At 54.7% G+C, this 20,932-nt stretch carries 23 protein-coding genes and 1 pseudogene; 3 read left to right on the forward strand and 21 right to left on the reverse strand.

Going from position 1 to position 20,932, the window contains the following annotated elements:
* Positions 1–1,305, forward strand: coding sequence for a penicillin binding protein PBP4B (gene pbp4b / locus FEM44_RS02205; protein WP_135521634.1), 1,305 nt, complete (start codon positions 1–3; stop codon positions 1,303–1,305).
* 239 nt (positions 1,306–1,544) lie between these two features.
* Here pbp4b and yfeX read toward each other — a convergent pair whose 3' ends face one another.
* The 4 genes from yfeX to FEM44_RS02225 form a co-directional block, all read right to left on the reverse strand.
* Complete coding sequence (gene yfeX, locus FEM44_RS02210; protein ID WP_135521632.1) at positions 1,545–2,444, reverse strand: porphyrinogen peroxidase; 900 nt, start codon at positions 2,442–2,444, stop codon at positions 1,545–1,547.
* A 95-nt stretch (positions 2,445–2,539) separates the two neighbouring features.
* Positions 2,540–3,112 carry an RpoE-regulated lipoprotein gene (locus FEM44_RS02215; RefSeq protein WP_135521630.1) on the reverse strand — a complete coding sequence of 191 codons (573 nt, stop codon included), beginning with the start codon at positions 3,110–3,112 and terminating at the stop codon, positions 2,540–2,542.
* 60 nt (positions 3,113–3,172) lie between these two features.
* On the reverse strand, positions 3,173–3,622 hold the full coding sequence (locus FEM44_RS02220) for a DUF2919 domain-containing protein (RefSeq protein WP_135521628.1): 450 nt from the start codon (positions 3,620–3,622) through the stop codon (positions 3,173–3,175).
* On the reverse strand, positions 3,609–4,034 hold the full coding sequence (locus tag FEM44_RS02225; protein ID WP_000406000.1) for a GNAT family acetyltransferase: 426 nt from the start codon (positions 4,032–4,034) through the stop codon (positions 3,609–3,611). Before FEM44_RS02225 ends, FEM44_RS02220 begins: the two co-directional genes overlap by 14 nt.
* 213 nt (positions 4,035–4,247) lie before the next feature.
* On the opposite strand from FEM44_RS02225, the gene amiA reads away from it, so the two are divergent.
* Positions 4,248–5,117: an N-acetylmuramoyl-L-alanine amidase AmiA gene (gene amiA / locus FEM44_RS02230; RefSeq protein ID WP_130207396.1), complete on the forward strand. Its 870-nt coding sequence runs from the start codon at positions 4,248–4,250 to the stop codon at positions 5,115–5,117.
* Positions 5,118–5,120: 3 nt separating this feature from the next.
* Positions 5,121–6,020 (forward strand): oxygen-dependent coproporphyrinogen oxidase, encoded by a 900-nt coding sequence (gene hemF, locus FEM44_RS02235; protein WP_135521626.1) that lies wholly within the window; start codon positions 5,121–5,123, stop codon positions 6,018–6,020.
* A 5-nt stretch (positions 6,021–6,025) separates the two neighbouring features.
* Here the strand turns inward: hemF and eutR are convergent, their stop codons facing one another.
* The 17 genes and pseudogenes from eutR to eutS form a co-directional block, all read right to left on the reverse strand.
* A complete protein-coding gene (gene eutR / locus FEM44_RS02240) occupies positions 6,026–7,078 on the reverse strand; it encodes an HTH-type transcriptional regulator EutR (protein ID WP_130216830.1) in 1,053 nt (350 codons plus the stop codon).
* A 45-nt stretch (positions 7,079–7,123) separates the two neighbouring features.
* Positions 7,124–7,612, reverse strand: coding sequence for an ethanolamine utilization microcompartment protein EutK (eutK, locus tag FEM44_RS02245; RefSeq protein ID WP_135521624.1), 489 nt, complete (start codon positions 7,610–7,612; stop codon positions 7,124–7,126).
* Positions 7,613–7,624: 12 nt separating this feature from the next.
* Positions 7,625–8,284: an ethanolamine utilization microcompartment protein EutL gene (gene eutL / locus FEM44_RS02250; RefSeq protein ID WP_135521622.1), complete on the reverse strand. Its 660-nt coding sequence runs from the start codon at positions 8,282–8,284 to the stop codon at positions 7,625–7,627.
* Positions 8,285–8,293: 9 nt separating this feature from the next.
* Positions 8,294–9,181, reverse strand: a complete 888-nt coding sequence (gene eutC / locus FEM44_RS02255) for an ethanolamine ammonia-lyase subunit beta (RefSeq protein ID WP_135521620.1) — start codon at positions 9,179–9,181, stop codon at positions 8,294–8,296.
* 20 nt (positions 9,182–9,201) lie between these two features.
* Positions 9,202–10,563: an ethanolamine ammonia-lyase subunit alpha gene (gene eutB / locus FEM44_RS02260; RefSeq protein ID WP_000769975.1), complete on the reverse strand. Its 1,362-nt coding sequence runs from the start codon at positions 10,561–10,563 to the stop codon at positions 9,202–9,204.
* Positions 10,564–10,574: 11 nt separating this feature from the next.
* The gene (eutA, locus tag FEM44_RS02265; RefSeq protein ID WP_135521618.1) at positions 10,575–11,978 is read right to left on the reverse strand and encodes an ethanolamine ammonia-lyase reactivating factor EutA; all 1,404 of its coding nucleotides are present in this window, start codon (positions 11,976–11,978) and stop codon (positions 10,575–10,577) included.
* On the reverse strand, positions 11,975–13,201 hold the full coding sequence (eutH, locus tag FEM44_RS02270; protein ID WP_135521616.1) for an ethanolamine utilization protein EutH: 1,227 nt from the start codon (positions 13,199–13,201) through the stop codon (positions 11,975–11,977). Before eutH ends, eutA begins: the two co-directional genes overlap by 4 nt.
* Positions 13,202–13,317: 116 nt before the next feature.
* Complete coding sequence (gene eutG, locus FEM44_RS02275; protein ID WP_135521614.1) at positions 13,318–14,505, reverse strand: ethanolamine utilization ethanol dehydrogenase EutG; 1,188 nt, start codon at positions 14,503–14,505, stop codon at positions 13,318–13,320.
* Positions 14,495–15,213 (reverse strand): annotated as a pseudogene (eutJ, locus tag FEM44_RS02280) (ethanolamine utilization protein EutJ). The gene eutG and the pseudogene eutJ overlap by 11 nt, the downstream one beginning before the upstream one ends.
* A gap of 10 nt (positions 15,214–15,223) precedes the next feature.
* Positions 15,224–16,627, reverse strand: coding sequence for an aldehyde dehydrogenase family protein (locus tag FEM44_RS02285; protein WP_135521612.1), 1,404 nt, complete (start codon positions 16,625–16,627; stop codon positions 15,224–15,226).
* 11 nt (positions 16,628–16,638) lie between these two features.
* Positions 16,639–16,926, reverse strand: coding sequence for an ethanolamine utilization microcompartment protein EutN (gene eutN, locus FEM44_RS02290; RefSeq protein ID WP_135521610.1), 288 nt, complete (start codon positions 16,924–16,926; stop codon positions 16,639–16,641).
* A gap of 106 nt (positions 16,927–17,032) precedes the next feature.
* Positions 17,033–17,326, reverse strand: coding sequence for an ethanolamine utilization microcompartment protein EutM (gene eutM, locus FEM44_RS02295; protein ID WP_000387713.1), 294 nt, complete (start codon positions 17,324–17,326; stop codon positions 17,033–17,035).
* 38 nt (positions 17,327–17,364) lie between these two features.
* Entirely contained in the window at positions 17,365–18,381 is a 1,017-nt protein-coding gene (gene pta / locus FEM44_RS02300) for a phosphate acetyltransferase (protein ID WP_135521608.1), read from the reverse strand.
* Positions 18,378–19,181: an ethanolamine utilization cob(I)yrinic acid a,c-diamide adenosyltransferase EutT gene (gene eutT, locus FEM44_RS02305; RefSeq protein WP_135521606.1), complete on the reverse strand. Its 804-nt coding sequence runs from the start codon at positions 19,179–19,181 to the stop codon at positions 18,378–18,380. The genes pta and eutT overlap by 4 nt, the downstream gene beginning before the upstream one ends.
* On the reverse strand, positions 19,178–19,879 hold the full coding sequence (gene eutQ / locus FEM44_RS02310; protein WP_135521604.1) for an ethanolamine utilization acetate kinase EutQ: 702 nt from the start codon (positions 19,877–19,879) through the stop codon (positions 19,178–19,180). The genes eutT and eutQ overlap by 4 nt, the downstream gene beginning before the upstream one ends.
* Entirely contained in the window at positions 19,854–20,333 is a 480-nt protein-coding gene (gene eutP / locus FEM44_RS02315; protein WP_135521602.1) for an ethanolamine utilization acetate kinase EutP, read from the reverse strand. Before eutP ends, eutQ begins: the two co-directional genes overlap by 26 nt.
* A 12-nt stretch (positions 20,334–20,345) precedes the next feature.
* Complete coding sequence (gene eutS / locus FEM44_RS02320; protein ID WP_000356956.1) at positions 20,346–20,681, reverse strand: ethanolamine utilization microcompartment protein EutS; 336 nt, start codon at positions 20,679–20,681, stop codon at positions 20,346–20,348.
* Positions 20,682–20,932: the final 251 nt, after the last annotated feature.

Consider the following 20,932-nt stretch of genomic DNA (forward strand, 5'->3'; position numbering starts at 1 on the left):
ATGAAACGGACAATGCTCTATCTTTCTCTGCTGGCTGTCAGCTGTAGCGTCAGCGCCGCAAAATACCCTGTTCTGACAGAAAGTTCGCCAGAGAAAGCAGGGTTCAATGTCGAACGGCTTAACCAAATGGATCGCTGGATTAACCAGCAAGTTGATGCCGGTTATCCCGGCGTAAACCTACTGATTATTAAAGATAATCAGATTGTGTATCGCAAAGCCTGGGGGATGGCGAAAAAGTACGATGGCAGCGTGTTGATGGCGCAGCCTGTAAAAGCCACCACCGAGACGCTGTATGACCTGGCCTCAAACACCAAGATGTACGCCACAAACTTCGCTCTGCAAAAGCTGATGAGCGAAGGCAAACTGCATCCCGACGATCTGATTGCGAAATATATTCCAGGGTTTGCCGACAGTCCAAATGACACCATCAAAGGCAAAAACACGCTGCGGATTTCTGATCTGCTGCATCACAGCGGCGGTTTCCCGGCGGACCCACAATACCCGAATAAAGCGGTCGCGGGCGCGTTATATTCGCAGGATAAAGGCCAGACGCTGGAGATGATCAAGCGCACACCGCTGGAGTATCAGCCCGGCAGCAAACATATCTACAGCGATGTCGATTATATGCTGCTTGGATTTATCGTCGAGTCAGTTACTGGCCAGCCGCTTGACCGCTATGTTGAAGAGTCGATTTATCGCCCGCTCGGCCTGACGCACACGGTGTTTAATCCGCTACTGAAAGGCTTTAAACCGCAGCAAATTGCCGCGACGGAACTGAACGGTAATACCCGCGATGGCGTGATCCACTTTCCGAATATCCGCACCTCCACTATCTGGGGTCAGGTGCACGATGAAAAAGCGTTCTATTCGATGGGCGGCGTTTCCGGACACGCAGGTTTGTTTTCCAATACCGGCGATATTGCGGTGTTAATGCAAACGATGCTGAACGGCGGTGGCTATGGTGATGTGAAGCTGTTCAGTGCGGAAACGGTGAAGATGTTCACCACCAGCTCAAAGGAAGACGCCACTTTTGGCCTTGGCTGGCGCGTGAATGGTAATGCCACCATGACGCCGACGTTTGGCACGCAGGCAAGCCCGCAAACCTACGGTCACACTGGCTGGACCGGGACGGTAACCGTTATCGATCCGGTCAATCATATGGCGATTGTGATGTTAAGCAACAAGCCCCATTCGCCAGTTGCCGATCCACAAAAAAATCCCAATATGTTCGAAAGCGGTCAGTTACCGATTGCAACTTATGGTTGGGTAGTTGATCAGGTGTATGCGGCGTTGAAGCAAAAGTAATAAAAAGGCCCGTCAGTTTTGTTACTGGCTGGCCTGAGACTGCTGACAAACGCAAAACTGCCTGATGCGCTACGCTTATCAGGCCTACGCCGCCCCTGCAATGTATTGAATTAGCACGATTTCGTAGGCCGGATAAGACGTTCACGTCGCATCCGGCGTGTACAACGCGCACTTTATCAACAATCTGAGGCCAGTCAGTAACGCTACTGGCTGGCCTTTAATCATCGAAACAGAAACGCTTACAGCGCCATCAGCTTGTCCAGCGACGGCGCGAAGTAATAGCCGCCGGTTACCGGTTTGGTGAAACGCAACATCGCATCACGCTTACCATCGGTATCGCCAAACATGCTCAGCAGTTGCTGCTCAATGTTATGCAGACGCGCACAGTAGGCGCAGAAGTACAGACCGTGAGTGCCACTGGCGGTGCCGTACGGCAGGCTCTGGCGAACAATCTTCAGTCCTTTGCCATCTTCTTTCAGATCAACACGGGTCAGGTGAGAGGTTTCCGGACGTTCGTCGCCATCAATCTCTTCGTTGGCTTCTTTGGTACGGCCGATCATCATCTCCTGATCGTGAACGCTCATACGGTTGAGTTGCTTCAGGTTGTGCTCCCAACGCTGCACAAACACATAGCTGCCGCCTGCATCCACGCCGTCTTTGATAACCGCCACTTCGCGACGCGTCTCTTCACCCGCCGGGTTTTCTGTGCCGTCAACAAAGCCGCTCAGGTCACGCTCTTCAACCCAACGGAAGCCGTGGATCTCTTCTTTCACTTCAATGCAGTCACCAAAGGCTTCCATCGCCGCCTGGGCGACAGAAAAGTTTACGTCATGACGCAGAGAAAGAATGTGGATTAACACATCGAACTGAGTGGTCGGCGCAAGACCTTTGCCGTAGCCCGGAAAATCTTTCAGCTCTTCGGCACCAACGCCGCCGCTCAGAGCACGCCAGGTGTTGTTACCAAAGGCAACGACTGCACCAAGATGTGCGTCCGGGAATTTCGCTTCAAAAGTCGCCAGTTTGTTGGCAAATGTTTTACTGGCCGAACGCAGGGCATCAACTTCCCCTTTTACGTTGGCTTCGATCCAAATCGCCGCGCGGCAATGTTCTGGCAAAATGCCACTCTGAACCTGAGACATTGTTCCTCCTGAAAATAATAATGCCACGCAATCCGTGGCATTGTTGGGCGCTATTTTACGTGTTTTTTGTGATTAACGGTTTGTTCAGACGCAAATTAACGTCGCCAGATAATTTTACTGACTTTCCAGTTTTTCAAGGTATCGTCCGAAGGCATTAACCCTTCAGGACCACTCCATTCACCGCTGAACTGGTAGCTAATATGTTGACTGCCTTCAGCTTTACATTCGACAGCACGATCATCACCATCGGCTTTTTGGCAATTGCCAAATGCTTTGCTGTAAAGGTCGCTAAACGGTGTACCGATTTTTACACCGGTGTCCGCAGGAATATCGCTATCTGAAACGTCAATGCGGCTGATTGTACCTTGATCACCGTTAATCACCATCGCCACGTTGTCGCCTTTCATCACTTCAAAAAAGCGCACCACGTTGCCGTTCGCGGTTTTCATTCCGCTGCGCAGGCGATAATCGCCATCAAGCGCATCGGCAATCGCTTGTTCTTGCAGTGGTGTGGACGCCGTTAATTCACCCACGCCCTGCTCGCTCACTTTGGTGGACGACCCAAACCAGTTCCACGGATTCGCGGCAGACCAGTTAACTGACGACATCGTGGAACAGCCGGTCAGCATCAACGGCATAGCGCATAACATTAAACGCAGCGATTTCATCTCACTTCCTTTGGTTATTCAATAACGTTGCTTGGAGTGCGAATTTGCAAAAAAGTGCCGTTATTCTTTCTCAACCACAAAACAAGCGCGTAAACGTCGATTGGTCAGCAGCCAGATTAACGCCACAATATCCGCCACTACCAGCGCCAGACCGATTCCGCTAACCGATTCGCCGTTCAGCCACAGCCACGGTTGCCAGCAAAGTAAAACCACTTGCGCCAACAGCAACAGAAAATAGAGCCCATGCCAGATACGGGGAAACGTAGCGCGCCGACCACTCAGCAAAAACGCCAGCACTGCTGGAATGCCGGGAATTAACCCCAGCCAAAAATTATCGTGATCGGGATAAAACAGATTCAGCAGCGCAGTACCCTGCTCACGCGACGCACCGGCAATCACGAACAGCACCCAGGTTCGCGCCTGAAGCAGTAGCACAAGCCAGAAGAGAAAAGGTAAACGCAGGCGTCCGTGCGCATCATAATGGACAGGATGAAACTCAGTACTCTTCATCTTCAATCAAACGCTTACCCAGACTCAGCACATCAGCGTGTTCATATCCCAGGCGTTCGTACATTCCGAGCACCATGTCGTTGTCTTCCGGCACGTTGATCTGAATTTTCGGGCAACCGCGGGCAATTAGCTTTTTCTCCAGCCGATTAAGCAACGCGTTAGCAATGCCGCGCCCGCGAAACTCCGGATGCACGCCAAGATAATAAGCAGATCCGCGATGCCCGTCATAACCGCCCATCACCGTTCCCACCACTTCACCATTCACTTCCGCGACCAGGAACAAACTGACGTCATGGTTCATCTTGCGTTCGATGTCCATTTCCGGATCGTTCCACGGACGCAGCAAGTCGCAACGCTCCCAAAGGGTGATGACCTCTTCGAAATCTTCCTGGCGAAATACGCGTATCTCCATGGTATGAGTTACCTTTTTGGGGGTTAAAAGGGTGATTATGGCGTGAACGACCGAATTAGCCAATATCTGACGAAAATCGGTTGAAAAAGTGGCATAATGACGCGTTGTCATTTATTGAAATGAAAAGTAAAACAATTCTCACCAGCAAACCGTCGTAACGGATTACGCGATACGATATAACATCTGGAACTTCATTATTACAACTCAGGCCGTATGAGCACTTTTAAACCACTAAAAACACTCACTTCGCGCCGCCAGGTGCTGAAAGCCGGATTGGCTGCCCTGACGTTGTCAGGAATGTCACAAGCCATCGCCAAAGAAGAACCTTTAAAAACCAGCAACGGACACACTAAGCCGAAAGCCAAAAAAGCCGGGGGCAAGCGGATAGTCGTTCTCGATCCAGGTCACGGCGGGATTGATACCGGTGCGATTGGCCGCAACGGGTCAAAAGAAAAACACGTGGTGCTGGCGATTGCCAAAAACGTCCGTTCAATTTTGCGCAATCATGGCATTGATGCGCGGCTGACGCGTTCTGGCGATACCTTTATTCCACTGTATGATCGCGTTGAAATCGCCCATAAACATGGCGCTGACCTGTTTATGTCAATTCACGCCGACGGCTTTACCAACCCGAAAGCTGCCGGTGCATCGGTCTTTGCCCTCTCTAACCGTGGCGCAAGTAGCGCGATGGCAAAATATTTGTCCGAACGCGAAAACCGTGCTGATGAAGTTGCCGGGAAAAAGGCGACTGACAGGGATCACCTATTGCAACAAGTGCTGTTTGATCTGGTGCAAACAGATACCATTAAAAATAGTCTGACGCTCGGCTCGCATATTCTGAAGAAGATTAAGCCGGTGCATAAACTGCACAGCCGCAACACCGAACAAGCCGCGTTTGTGGTGTTGAAATCGCCGTCGGTTCCTTCAGTGCTGGTGGAAACTTCGTTTATCACCAACCCGGAAGAAGAACGGCTGTTAGGCACGGCGGCGTTTCGTCAGAAAATCGCCACAGCGATTGCTGAAGGCGTGATCAGTTATTTCCACTGGTTTGATAACCAGAAAGCACACTCGAAAAAGCGGTAAGTTATGAAGCCCGACGCACACCAGGTTAAACAGTTCCTGCTCAACCTTCAGGACACAATTTGTCAGCAACTGAGCGCCGTAGATGGCGCAGAGTTTGTCGAAGATAGCTGGCAGCGCGAAGCTGGTGGCGGCGGGCGTAGTCGAGTGTTGCGTAATGGTGGTGTTTTCGAACAGGCGGGCGTCAACTTTTCTCACGTCCACGGCGACGCGATGCCCGCTTCCGCGACCGCTCATCGCCCGGAACTTGCCGGGCGCAGTTTCGAGGCGATGGGCGTATCGCTGGTAGTGCATCCAAATAACCCGTATGTCCCCACCAGCCACGCGAATGTGCGCTTTTTTATTGCCGAAAAACCAGGCGCCGATCCCGTCTGGTGGTTTGGCGGTGGATTCGACTTAACCCCATTCTATGGCTTTGAAGAAGACGCCATTCACTGGCACCGCACCGCCCGTGACCTTTGCCTGCCATTTGGTGAAGACGTTTATCCACGTTATAAAAAGTGGTGCGACGAATACTTCTACCTCAAACATCGTAACGAACAGCGCGGCATTGGCGGGCTGTTCTTTGATGACCTGAACACGCCAGACTTCGACCACTGCTTCGCCTTTATGCAGGCGGTAGGCAAAGGCTACACCGACGCATACTTGCCGATTGTTGAGCGACGTAAAGCGATGGAATACGGCGAGCGCGAGCGTAATTTCCAGCTCTACCGTCGCGGTCGTTATGTCGAATTCAACCTGGTCTGGGATCGCGGTACGCTGTTTGGCTTACAAACCGGCGGGCGCACCGAGTCAATCCTGATGTCCATGCCGCCGCTGGTACGCTGGGAGTATGATTATCAGCCAGAAGCAGGCAGTCCGGAAGCTGCGTTGAGTGAGTTTATTAAGGTCAGGGATTGGGTTTAATTCCCTCACCCCAACTCCTGCATCCGCTGATGCAGTGTCAGTGACGGCTTCTCGGCAAACAGTTGCTGATAATCCGTGGCAAATTGCCCCAGATGCCAGAATCCCCACTGCATGGCGGCGTCTTTTACCGTCATACTTTGCGACCACGGACTAATCAGTTCACGGCGCACGGCATTCAGGCGAATGCGTTTTAGCCACGCATTCGGGCCAATGCCTAAAATAGCGTGAAACGCGTTTTGTAAGGTGCGGCGGCTGACATGCAGTTGATTACACAAGTCCAGTACGGTTACCGGTTCGGACATGTTTTCCAGCACATATTCACGGGCGCGGGAAAGCAAACGGCGGTAACTCTGATGACTAATACTTTCCGCCGTCACCATTGGTTGCGCTTCTTCCAGCATCGCCCCCATAGCCATCAGCAAATTATCCCCCAGCACTTTACGCACCGCAGGCTGATGAAGATTCTCCGGGTTCTCGCAAAATGTCGCCAGCGCCTGTTGGACAAAGCCCCACAGCGCGGCTTTATGCTGCTCTTTCACTTCCAGCGCCGACTGGTTACGTAACATATGCAGCACCCTTTCCGGGTTATGCAAAAAGTTAGCCTGCCGGGTAATGACATCTTCAGAAAGCACCACGCCAAGGATCGTATAATCATCCGGTGTACTCAGTTCAAACTCGGTGCCACCAGGGCGCGTGGCAATTTCCGCGCTTCCCAGGCATTGTGAGCCGATAAATCCCTGTTCGCCGCGTGTCGCCGGAATACCAAACCAGAAAGAGTTCGGCCAGACCAGGCACGACTGACGCAGTGCCAGACCGGTGTATTCACGGAAAACCTGAATATCATCGAGCAGAATTTCCGTAAATTCACCATGAAACTTGCCCGGATGCAGCTGATCGTAAATCTGCTGCCAGGCGGTAATCGTCAAAGCATGTTCATAGACATCCGTTGTCTGTCGTTGATGAACATTATCCACTTCGACCTTCGGCGTAAGCTTCAGGTTTTCGGATAAGGGGTCATGATAAAGATGGTGCAAATTAGCTGTACGGGGCTTTTTCATGATGTTAATGCCGGGTGTTATATGACACCCGGCACCTCCGACAGATTAATGGGGCTTGAGACGATAACGACTACTGCGTTTACGCAACGTCCCGGCAGAAAAGAGCTGTTCGAGAGCATTTCTGGCTTTTTCCAACGCCCAGCCAAAGTGGGCAGCCACTTCTCCTGCCGTCATTCCCTGACGTACTGATGTTAACAGCGCCAACAACTCGCCAGCAGATCCCTCGGCAATAGCTGACGCGTCAGCTTGCTTCGGCTGGCGGTTAAAGCCAGTAACCAGCCACTGGATGTCATCGTCTGGCCGACCGATCTCCTTGCGGCTGATGACGCGCCCGGTACGCATCGCAGCAGCACAACCTGCGTCCAGCGCCGCACGACACGCCGCCAGATCGCCTTCCACCACCAGCGTCAACCTACCAGGGTCAAGTACTTCATGACTGAGCAGGCGCACGTTGGCCGCTTTCAGCATGGCATCTGCCGCATCAATTGCGGCGACCATGCCGTCCACTTCCAGCAATCCCAGTGCATTGATCATCGGCAACCTCCGTTACGCACGCTGGATTGGATTCCGCGCGATTTCCAGCACTGCATCGGTAAAGGCATTACAGGCCGCTTTACACGCCGCCTGGCTTCCCGTTAAGAATGCGGCGGAATAGTTGGTTTCTGACGGCGGCGGGACATAAGTCACCAGCTGTACGTCGGCAGACTTTAACGCTGCATCAATGCCATAAGTCGCTTCCAGCGGCGGCGCCACCAGATACGCCATCGGATCGCCAAGCATAATACCCGCAGTGGAAGAGAGATAAGAACCAGTACGCGAAACCACATGAGCGAGGAATGCCGTATCTTGCTTATCGTTCGCCCACTGGAACGCCGCGCCATTTTCAATATGCGCAACCATTGCATCCAGACCAGCACGCACTTCCGCCGGGTTTGGCCCGCCCAGCATAATCAGCACTTCACCGGCAGTCGGTGACGGGCCGTGTGCGGCTCCTGCATACAGCGAGCGGCCATACACCACTTCCACCATCGCCTGTTTGGTCGCTTCATCAGCGGCAATGTAGGTTACGTCATCGGAGTCGGCGGAAATAAGCCCAAGGCTACGAATATGCGGCGGTAATTTCAGCTCACGCGCAAAATCGGCGTTAACGGAGGCAATCACCCGCATGGCGGTGACCGACGGTCGAATCAAATCTAAAGCTGGCATGATGCCTCCTTATCGGGTCATGTTGATGCCGGATGCTTTCTGCTCCAGCATACGTTTCGCCAAATCCACAATAACTGCTGCGGCTTCAACCGGCGGCGTGCCGCCCTGGTGAATGTTAGAAATACAGGTGCGATCGGCCTCAACGGTGGTCGCCATACGCGGTGAGTAAACGGCGTAGCAGGAAAGGCTTTCCGACTGTCCCAGCCCCGGGCGTTCGCCCACCAACAGGATCACCACTTTCGCGCCAAGAAGTTCGCCAATCTGATCTTCAATCTTCACGCGACCGTAACGCACAAAGAACGGCGTGCCGACTTTCAAACCAGCCTGTTTCAGGCCCGCCATCAGCGGTGGCAGGATCTCTTCATAGTTCACGGTGATGGCATCAGTTGACAGGCCATCGGAGACAACGACCTGTACGTCCGGATTAGCAACACACTGTGATTTCAGCGCTTCAACAGCTTCTGCGCACAGGCGGCGGCCCATATCCGGGCGAGTCAGGTAGAGGTTTTTGTCGCTAATTTCAGAGCGCACTTCCAGCAAGCCCTGCGCTTTCACCCACTCTTCCGGCACTTCTTTCAGTACGGTATCTTTCGAACGAGAGTGATCGGCCAGGAAACGCAGCAGCGCCTGGGTACGCGGACGCGGACCGGCACGACCGGTACAAACGCGGGCCACGGTGCTGCGACGCAGTTCTGTTAATACGTCTGCGCGATGCGGATTTTCCACGCCAATCCATGCTTTTGCTTCAGCGGAACCTAAATCCAGCGCGCAGCTTTCCGTGGTCACTGGTGTCGCACAGGTGGTGGTGGCACACTTTGCTTCTGACGGCGCGGGGGCCGCTTGTCCCATTGACGCCATCACGCTGCGTACAATTTCTTCAATCTGTTTTTGATCCATGATGTGTTATCTCCGCGTCATCAGAAGAACAGTGACGGATCGCCCGCCCGTTTGGTCAGGCGACCGTTTGCCATAATGCCCATGCTTTCCAGCCAGCGTTCAAACTCCGGTGACGGGCGCAGGTTGAGTAACTGACGCACAGTGGCGGTGTCGTGGAAGGCCGTGGTCTGGTAGTTGAGCATGATGTCATCGCCCAGCGGCATCCCCATGATGTAGTTGCAGCCTGCTGTGGCGAGCAGGATCATCAGGTTTTCGTTGAGATTCTGGTCAGCGTCAGCGTGGTTGGTGTAGCAGCAGTCACAGCCCATAGAGATGCCGCTCAGCTTGCCCATAAAGTGATCTTCAAGACCTGCGCGAATAATCTGGCGGTCGTTGTAGAGATACTCCGGCCCAATAAAACCGACCACGGTGTTGACGATAAACGGATCGTAATGACGCGCCAGCCCATAGTTACGCGCCTCCATCGTCACCTGGTCCGCGCCGAAGTTCGCGCCAGCGGAGAGCGCGGAACCTTGTCCGGTTTCAAAGTAGAGGCAGTTTTCCCCGGCGATACGGTTGAACTCCGCGCCCACTGCGCGCGCTTCGTCGAGCATCGCCAGTTCCACGCCAAACTCTTTCAGCCCTTTTTCGCTGCCACAGATACTCTGGAAAATCAGCCCGCCCGGCGCGCCGCGACGAATCGCTTCAATCTGGGTGGTAACGTGCGCCAGCACGCAGCCCTGGGTCGGAATGTTATATTTGTCGATCACGCCATAGATGGTATCCAACACGCGGCTTAAGTTTTCCACGTCGTCAGTTACCGGGTTGACGCCAATCACCGCATCGCCCACCCCGAAGGAAAGCCCTTCGTAGATTTGCGCGGCGATACTTTGCACGTCGTCACGGGTATCGTTCGGCTGCAAACGGGCGCTAAAGGTGCCAGGAATACCGATGGTGGTATTGGCCTTTTTGATAACCGGCATTTTCTTCGCGCCGTAGATCAGGTCCGCGTTAGAGCAAATCTTCGCTACCGCAGCCACCACTTCCGAGGTCAGCCCTTTGCGGGTAAAGGCAATGTCATCAACGCTGGTTTCGTCACTCAGCACATACTCACGCAGCTCGCTGATGCTCCAGTTTTTAATCTGGTTGTAGGCCGTTTCGTTGACGTCGTCCTGAATCAGCCGCGTGACGCAGTCATCTTCATAGGCAATCACCGGATTATTGCGGATGTCCGCTACGGTCATTTCCGACAACACCTGCTTTGCCGCCACGCGCTCCTGCGAGCTTGCCGCTGCAACGCCCGCCAGCACATCCCCCGAACGCAGTTCGTTGGCTTTAGCCAGCACCTCTTTTACATCCTTAAACTGATATACATTGCCGAACAATGTGGTCTTTAGTTTCATAAGTCGTTCCCTCAGGAAGGAAATGCGAGTGATTTCACCGTCACCGGCACAACCGATCCGCCAAAAAGAGGCGTACCAATGTCGATATAGTCCCCCGCGCGGACAATCACTTCATCAATGACTGCCAACGGGAGTTGTTGTAGCTGTGGGCGCAACAACATGCCCAGAGCTTTACCAAAGTCCTGCCCGGCCACCACCAGCAGGGGATGCGGATTCGGAAAACGCGCGACGAAATCGACCAGCGCGTTGATGACCGTCAGTACCGCGGCGTAACGCACAGGCAGCGAGGCGGGAAGCGCCAGCACGTACGCATCAGTTTTGGGGCAAAGATCCAGTTGAATCAGTGCCTGTTGCCAGGCACTCACCAGATCCGTTTCATCAATTGGGATCGCCACCGGCAAATTACGCAGCGGCAGTTGTACGCCCTCCAGCCAGATTGTGCTGCCAGAGAGCGAAAGGGTATGTGCACCCGCGCCAATCACCGTGGCGCGCACGGTTTGCGCCGGAAACTGCACATTCATCTCACGCAGGCGCGGATGGTCATGCAGCGCCGTTGCCAGAAGCGGGCCAATATCGGCGAAACAGAACGGGTCAGCGGGCTGGTGGCGATAACATTCGCCCACGCCGCCAGAAAGCGTAATGATTTCGGGCGTAACACCTGCGGGCAGCAAACCGGTTTGCATTAATGCCTGCGCGAGCGGCGAGAGCGTTCCGTCAATCACTTCGACAATCAGTTCCGCCATCCGCCGGGTAACCTGCACCAGTTGCGCACCAGTCAGCGAACGGGCGTCGGTGCCTGCGCCGAAGCACTCATCCACAATCATCTGCCCCGGTTTATGGACGTACACCACGCGCCCCTGGCTGTCAGTTTCCAGCAGGCGACCGCCAACGTTGAGGCAGGCAGTACCACTGATTTTTCCGGCGTCGAACAGGGCGTAGTTCGCGGTGCCACCGCCGATGTCGATATTCAGTACCCGACACAGCCGTTGTTCTGAAAGGGTTTGCGCCCCGGCACCGTGACCCGCAATCACAGATTCGAGATGCGGTCCGGCGCTGGCGACGACAAAATCGCCCAGCGACTGGGAAAGCGTCATCACCGCCGGGCGAGCATTGCGGGTTTTCGCGCTTTCTCCGGTGATGATGATGGCACCGGAATCAACACTTTCCGGCGCAATGCCCGCAGCCTGATATTGCTCGAGGATTAAAGTTTTCAGCTCCGCTTCTTTTAAACCGCCCTGTTTATCGACAGGGGTAAAGAACACCGGACTTTGCCAGCTAATTTCGCGTTTGATAAATTCGTAGCGCGGCACCTGCGACACCGCCGCACGGTTAACCAGCTCCAGGTGGGAGAAGATCACCTGGGTGGTAGTGGTGCCGATATCGATACCGACGCTCAGTAGCTGGCGAGTGTTCACGATTGTGTCTCCGCTTCGGCTTTAGCTGTGGTCGCGTCTTCTTTTGGCACCAGCATCATCGCCACGCCAATCGCCGTTACGCCGCCGATCAACTTGCCGACAATCATCGGGAAGATCATGGCGTTCATGTTGGCAGCGGCGAAGCCTAAGTGGTCGCCCAGGGCGAAGGCTGCGGAAACGGCGAAGGCGCAGTTGATGACTTTGCCGCGGGTATCCATCTGCTTCATCATGCCGAACATCGGGATGTTGTTAGCAAGCGTTGCCACCATGCCTGCTGCCGCGATATTGTTCATATTCAGCACCTTACCGACGCTCATCAGCGGTTTTTCAAACCAGCGGGTCAGCAGCAGCACCATCGGATACGCACCTAACAGCACGCAGGAGATAGAGCCGATAACTTCAATGGCGCGCATCACCTCACCTGGTTTATCGCCAGGAGCCATAAAGATCGGATCAAGGCCCGGGATCAGTTCCCAGCCAAGCAAGAATTTCACCACCGCGGCAGCAAGGCCGAGGGTAATCAATGCAACGAGAAATTTGGCGAAGATCTGGAAGCCGTTGATCATTTTTTCCGGGATGAATTTCAGCCCCAGCGCCACCAGTACCGCGACGATAAGTACCGGGATCATGTTCATCAGGATCAGGGCAAAGGTGAATTCCACTGGCTGACCGTTGATTTGCACGCCGGAATACATAGCCACCAGACCACCAGCGATACAGCCAATCGGAATGGTCACAATGCCCGCCAGCACGCCGAGCGCCAGATAACGACGGTCAGAAGGTTCGATAATGCCGAGCGCCACCGGAATGGAAAACACAATCGTTGGCCCCATCATCGACCCGAGAATTAACCCAGAGTATAGCCACGCTGCCATATCACCGCCCGCCAGCTCTTTGGCGAGGAAGAAGCCGCCCATATCGCACGCCAGCAGCGTTCCGGCGAACATTGACGGGTTTGCGCCGAGCATTTCGTAAACCGGGATAATCAACGGCCCGAGTACGTGGGCCAGTACCGGTGCCAGCGCGGTCATACCCACCATCGCCAGGCCCAGTGCGCCCATTGCCATAAAGCCTTCTTCGAACTGCCCGCCGGATCCTTCGATACTTTTACCGAACTTACCGAGGAAACGAGCAGAACCGCCGAACTGCGACAGGATCCTGTCTACGGCAGCTATCAGCATAAAGAACATCATGATGTACATGATGATTTCGTTAATTCCCATCGCCTTTACTCCCTGTTAGTTGTTATTTATTGGCGGATGCGGCGTAAACGCCTTATCCGCCCTACATGTGCAATCCCGAAGGCCGGATAAGACGCGGCAAGCGTCGCATCCGGCATTTATTGCGCCGCTGCGTACAGGCCGACAATCTGTTCCAGGCTGGCGGTACGCGGGTTACTACGCAGACAAATATCTTCCTGCGTGGCCTGCGCCCATGCACCGTAATGCGCCGATGTCGCACCAACATCGCCCAGTCGTTTCCCGATCCCAACTTCCGCAATCAACTCGCTTACCGCATTAATAGCGTCACGATCGTCGGATTTTTTAGTTCGCAGCGCCCGACCAACCTGACTAAAGCGTTCACGACAAACCATCCGGTTAAATTCCATCACCGTTGGCAGCAGCATGGCGTTCGCCAGACCGTGCGGGATATGCAGCGCTGCGCCCGGCTGATGCGCCATCGCGTGGCATAACCCAAGCCCGGCGCTGGAAAACGCCATTCCCGCCATACATGAAGCCAGCAACATGCTCTCGCGGGCGGCAAGGTCGTGCCCGTAGCCCACCGCTTTCGGCAGTGATTGACCAATCATCGCAATGGCACCAATCGCCAGGCTGTCGGTAAATGGGGTGGCGTTCAGCGCGCTATACGCTTCAATGGCGTGAGTTAACGCATCGATGCCAGTCATCGCCGTCACATGCGACGGCACGCCTTCGGTTAGCGCAGCGTCGAGAATCGCGACATCCGGCATCAGCGAGGCATGTGCTAACACCTGTTTGCGCCCGCTTACCGCATCGATAATCACCGTCACGTTAGTCGTTTCAGAGCCGGTTCCGGCGGTCGTTGGAATGGCAATCAGCGGCAATCGTGGTTGCAGAACGCTGGTTTCTGACATTTTTGCCAGCGTGCTATCGGAATTCGTCACCAGCAACGCCACGGCTTTCGCTGCATCGAGCACCGAGCCACCGCCAAACGCGATGACACCATCGCAGCCTGATTCACGCAGCTGCGCCACGGCTGCGCACACGTCAGTAATGCACGGTTCGCCCACCGGACACGGCCAGAGCGTCATAGCGATACCTTTGACGGTCAGACTGCGAATCAGCCCGGCGGTCATCCCCGACTGATGCAAAAAGCCATCCGCCATCACAAACAAATGTTTCAGCCCGCGCGTTTGTGCTTCCTGCCCGCAACTGCTCACTGCGCCCAGACCACAGAGTGTGACAGGCGGGACGCTAAATGTTTTTACCCGTTGCAGATTCAGGGTGTCGAACGCCTTAAAGAGCGCGGTCTGCAATTCATTTTGCATATAGCCCCTCCGCTTTCTCTCGCCCGCTACTGGCGATCGCCAGCGGGGTCATAAACAAACTGTGCTGCGGTAAATGCACCTGTAATGTCGGGAATTGTTTGCGAAACAGTTCCGCCACGCCCGGTTGCATACAGGAGCCGCCCGCCAGCCATAAATCAGTAATGCTCTGCCCTTCAATATGCCGGGCAACAATGTCCGCCATTTTTTCGTACACCGGTTTCACCGCAGGCCAAATCTCGTCACCATGACCGCGCTTGTACTGCTCCGCCTCTTCCAGCGAAATACGACGATTTCCGGCGAGAGTCAGAGAGATGTGATGTCCGCCGGTGGCTTCATCCGCCGAGTAAGTCACCTTGCCCTGTTTCACGATGGCAATACCGGTGGTGCCGCCGCCGATATCCACGACGCCTGCGTTATCCAGTTGCAGCAGATCCGCAACTGCGGTTGGCTCATCCAGCACATGACTCACTTCCAGTCCGGCAGACTCCAGCACGTTGATGGAAATACGCGGGTCCGTACCAGGAGGAAATGAGGTCGCCGCATGGCTAAAACGGCGACCGAATTGCTGCTCAAGAGTGTCGAGATGGCGACGAACAATGGTGACAGCGCCGAAGAAATCCCAGACGATGCCGTCGCGGCATGCGTCTGGTTACACAACGTTGCCGCAGTTTGCAGTCGTGGGGCGAGCCATTGTTCGTCGTGCGCCATCGGTTACTCCTTAAACAATGCGAAACGCATCGACTAATACACAGCGACGCAGACGGACAAAAGTACGCGCGCTGGTTACACCTTCACCGGTTGGCGTGGTGATAGTCATCGTGGTCCAGCCTTCCCCGCCCAGCCCCAGCCCGGCAATGCACGGCCCGTTCTTGACGAAAATGCTGGTATCAATAGCGTTTGCCATCTGGTTCATGTTCTCGATATTGCGCGAGTGCATTGCCGCCGTGTGGTGGCAACCGCCTTCCAGTTTCACCGCCAGCGCAATGGCATCCGCCACGTTGGCGACGCGCACGACGGGCAGCACCGGCATCATCAGTTCTGTCACGGCAAACGGATGTTCTGCGGTGGTTTCCACAAACAGCAATCGCGTTTCTGACGGGACGTTCAGGCCGATTGCTGCCGCGATTTTGCCTGCATCACGACCAACCCAGTCACGGCTGACAGTGCCTTTTCCGCGCTCGTCGATATTTTTCAGCAACACAGGTTGCAGCTGCTGCGCCTGCTCTGCGGTCAGTTTCACCGCGTGCTGGCCTTCCATCAGACGCATCAGTTCATCGGCTACGCTATCAACAACAATCAGCACCTTTTCATCGGCACAGATGATGTTGTTATCGAAAGAAGCGCCTTTGACGATGGACTGAGCGGCACGGGCGAGGTCGGCGGTTTCATCCACCACCACTGGCGGGTTACCGGCACCTGCGGCAATCAGGCGTTTATTGGTGTGTTTACGCGCCGCTTCTACTACCGCTTCGCCGCCAGTCACCACCAGCAGGCCGATGCCCGGAAACTTAAACAAGCGTTGCGCGGTTTCGATATCCGGGTTTGCCACGGTAACCAGTAAGTTTTCCGGCCCGCCTGCGGCAACAATCGCCTGGTTGAGCAGCGTAATCGCGCGCTGGGAGACTTTTTTCGCCGCCGGATGCGGGGCAAAAATGACGCTGTTGCCCGCGGCAATCAGGCTGATGGCGTTGTTAATTACGGTTGCCGCCGGGTTAGTGGAAGGCGTCACCGAAGCCACTACGCCCCAGGGCGCGTTTTCAATTAAAGTCAGGCCGTTGTCACCCGTCAGCACCTGCGGAGAGAGACACTCAACGCCTGGTGTGCTGCGCGCCTGAGCGACATTTTTGGCAAATTTATCTTCGACGCGACCCATGCCGGTTTCACTGACGGCAAGTTCCGCTAAATCTCTGGCGTGTTTTTCGCCTGCTTCACGAATGGCAGCAATGGCTAACTGGCGCATTGCCACGCTCTTTAACCCTTGCTGGGCAACTTTGGCTGCCGCAACGGCGTCATCCAGGGACGCAAAAACGCCCATCTCATGAACGGCGGCGGGCGGCGTGTCACTGCTTTGCATTTTCAGCAGTACCGCTTTCACCACCTGTTCAATTTCCTGTTGATTCATGATGTTCTGCCTTATTTGTGGAAAATCACCTGACCGCCAGACACCACCTCATCGACGATGCCAATCACGCACAGATCGACCGGTGACGTTTCGCTTTTATGCGCCTGGCGGGCGGAACTGCCACTCACCAGCAACACCCACTCCCCGGTTCCCGCGCCAATATTGTCGATGGCAACGGCACACTGCCCGTCAGGTTTTCCCTGTGAATCAATCATTTCCACCATCAGCAATTTGTCATGCGCCAGTCCGTGATGGCGTACGGTACAAACAATTTGTCCAGTGACGACTGCCAGTTTCATACCCGCCTCCGTGGCGTATTTCAGGTAAAAGCTCCCCCCACCCTCCGTGGAAGGTAAAATGAAAAAGGAGAGAGCGTGACGCCCGAATCGACGTCACACAGGGTGATTACAGGTTGCTGCTGTCGCCTTTCAGGCCAATCGGGAAGACTTCTTCCAGGTCGCCGTGCGGACGCGGGATAACGTGTACGGATACCAACTCGCCAATACGCTGTGCCGCTGCGGCACCTGCATCGGTCGCGGCTTTACAGGCTGCAACATCACCGCGAACCATGGCAGTACACAGGCCGCCGCCAATCTGCTTCACGCCGACCAGTTTGACGCGCGCAGCTTTCACCATCGCGTCAGAAGCCTCAATCAGTGCAACCAGGCCCCGGGTTTCGATCATTCCTAATGCTTCCATTGTGTTTTCCTCTTTATAGGGGTCCAGAACGGGACCGTTCATTCAACCAATGTTTGTAAACTACTTTCGCGGTTCACTTCTGTCTGACGCGGTACGGCTGCCACCAACGCCAGTTCGATAATTTCCTGCACGCTACAGCCACGAGAGAGATCGTGCATCGGCGCGGCAAGTCCTTGTATCAATGGCCCGACGGCACGATATCCGCCAAGTCGTTGTGCGATTTTGTAGCCAATATTTCCGGCTTCCAGCGACGGAAAAACCATCACATTAGCTTTGCCCTGTAGCGGGCTGGTGGGCGCTTTTTGCGCCGCGACATCCGGCACGAAGGCGGCGTCAAACTGCAACTCGCCATCGACTACCAACTGCGGTGCGCGTTCACGGACGATTTCGGTCGCCTGCTGCACATTGGCAACGCAGGGGTGACGGGCGCTACCGTTGCTGGAAAACGACAGCATCGCCACGCGCGGCTCTTCTCCGGTGATGGCCTGCCAGGTTTCGGCGCTGGCAAGCGCGATATCCGCCAGTTGTGCCGCCGTCGGTTGCGGCACCACGCTGCAATCGGCAAAGCCCAACGCCGGACCGCTGTACTGTGGCAGCATCAGGAAAATGGAAGAGAGCGTTTTACAGCCAGGCTGCAAACCAATAATGCGTAATCCGGCACGCAGCACATTCGCCGTGGAAGAGAGGTTGCCCGCAATGCAGACATCTGCTTTACCGGCGCTGACCATTGCGGCGGCGAACATCAGCGGATCGGTGAGTTTTTCCAGCGCATCCGGCGGCGTTTTTTCGCCCGCACGGGCCAGCCAGCGATGGGCAAATTCTTCCCGCATTGCGAGGTTGCCATGTGGATCAATCACCTGTAGCCCATCCATCGCCACGCCGTGACTGAGCGCAAACTGGCGAAGTTCAAACGGGCTGGCGACCAGAATGGGCGTCGCCAGACCTTGTTGATACAGATATTGCGCGGCTTTCAGCACACGCTGGTCTAACGCATCTGGAAAAACCACTCTGGCGGACGCTCGCAACGCCAGTTCACGACAACGTTCAATAATCATTGCGTCTCCCCCAGTCGTAGTTGGATCTGCTTCACCGTTAGCGGCTGCTTCGTTACGCTCAGGATCATCATCACGTAAACCGTGCTGGAAAGGCGGTTCAGCGCCTGCAAGATGTCCGGGCGTAATACTTCAAAACTGCGGGTGATAAACACCTGCGCCGCTACGGTTTCGGTTTCCCGCACTTTGGTGCGTAGCAGATTCAGCAACGCCGCATCGCGTCCGTGGCTGGCTTCCGGCACCAGATGATCGTGGTCGAGATAGCGCAGCGGCTGGTGAGAAAGCCGATGCAGGTCTTCGTCAGAAAGCCCGACAATCGCCTGCCCGGCGAGCGGTTCATTCAACGCATCGGCGCGCATAATGTTGCCAAGACGCGAACGGATGTCCGCCAGCCACGGCTGCCACGGTTCCGCCAGTTCAATTTGCAGCCACACTGTCAGCGCAATGGTGCTGTCGAGAACAGCGCGAAAACCCAGGCGTGGATCACTTTTGGCAACCATTTTTTCCGCCGACAGATGAGTCAGCGTATCCGGCTTTTTTGCCACCGGCTGGCGGCACAGTTCGCAGCACGCCTGCGGATGCTCATCGCTACTGGTCAGCCCGTGAACGGGCTGCGGCTGCTGCTGTTCATCGTCAACAAACAGGCGGCCCTGCTCGTCAATAAACTTGATGCGCAGATGGCGGCTTTCCAGCAACTCCCGGGCAGAGGGCGTCAGGCGACTGTCCGCAGGGAGATGGATCTCTGCGCCTTCGCTGAGCGTATGGTTCGCTCTTAGCCATGCTTCGGTGATGAAATCTTTCATAGGGATTGCCAGTTAGCCGGCCAGGCGACATACAGGAATTTCACGCTGGATGTCGTACCAAATTCGATGCTGGATCCTTTCGGGATAAACATCACGTCGCCCGCTTTGGCGATCATGGTTTCGCCTTCGTGGCGAACATGCAGTTCCCCTTCCAGTACCATGTCGATTTCGTCGTAGTTCAGGGTCCACGGGAAGAAGGCGTTGTCCCACTGCATTAAACCAGCGGCCATACTGCTGCCGTCGTCTTCGGTCACAAGATCGGTCAAGCCCACGCAATGCGGCTCCGCGCCGTCGAAACGACCAAACTTCACGCTGCTGCCATCAATAACTTTGATGCCGCCTTTGCCCGTCACCGATTTGAAGCTCGGCTGCATTGCCCCCTGCTCCAGCGACTGCTTTTCCTTCATCACTTTTTCCATCAGTTGCGCGACCAGGCTTTCGGTAAACTGGCCTTCCGGTAGCTGGGCAATGATGGTTTCGCGGATGCGCTGGCTTTCGGTTTTATCGGCTGATGCACTGGCGGGAACGGATGACGTTACAGGCGTCGATTCATCGCACTCGGTGATGGTAAAACCCAGTAGATCCGCCACTTCGCGCGCTTCGGGGGTAATAATGCTGGCGCGCAGAACCACGGACATTGCCTGTTCGCCGCGCGCGTGTGCTTCACGAATATCATTCGCTGTGATGAGTTTTTTCACCTGCTTCCTCCTGTTCGGTGAGAGATGCCAGATAATCCACCAGTTGCTGCACGCTTTGCGGGTCATGGCTGTTTAGCGCGAAAATTGGCTCTTCAAAGCCAGTCTCAAGCAATAACTGTCGCGTTGCGGTGACGTCAGCATCCGGCATGTCCGTTTTACTGATGACGGCGATTTGCCGTTTACTGGCGCCAATATCCAGCAGCCCGGCAGGTAATCGGCTTTCTGGATCATTTGCGCCGTGGACATATATCAGCATGTCCACATCCTGTAGCGTGGTTATTAAGGCGTGATACCAACGGGGATGGCTAAAATATTCACCCGGAGTATCAATATCGCCATTATCATTAAATTCCACGGCCTGTGTTTTTCTGGCGAGGGTATAATCTCCCTGCAACGCATTAAATAACGTTGTTTTTCCTGCCCCGACGCTACCCACAAACGCAATTCGCTTCATGAATGCCTCGTATTAACTTTTGGTCATTTCACACAGCGTATAATTTAATAAACGCCCTAAACCGCTGACGGTTTGTGATAAAGCTTCTTCGACTGCGCCCACCGAGCCATAAATCACCAATGCGCCGCTGAAGCGGTCGAGAAAACCGATATGTACATCGGCAGCTTTTAATGCTAAATCACCGGCAATCATCGCTGTTTCGCCGGGAGTTAGCGTCATGATGCCAATTGCGCCAGCATCCGGAACGCCGATTTTCTTCGCCAGTTCTTCACCCGGATGCGCAATCAGATGCGCCAGCGTGACCTGTTTCCCGGGTACAAATTCCTGAATGATGCGTTCTTTGTCCATGAGTCGCCGCCTGTAAAAAACGTGCGTATATCGTGACAATTTTTCGTCAGAGTAAATAACAAAATTCGGCAAACGCGTTTAAAAGGTGAGGTGGATCACTAAGAATGGAGAGATATTTACCGTGATACATAAACTTTCATATGCAGAGCATGAATAAATATAAAGATATTACTTTATTTTTATGTCGGGTAATTTATTTGCTATTAGTAAAAGCAGTAAGACGTATTGATAATATAAAAATCGCTTACCCC

This window comes from Escherichia sp. E4742, from assembly GCF_005843885.1.
Classification (GTDB): domain Bacteria; phylum Pseudomonadota; class Gammaproteobacteria; order Enterobacterales; family Enterobacteriaceae; genus Escherichia.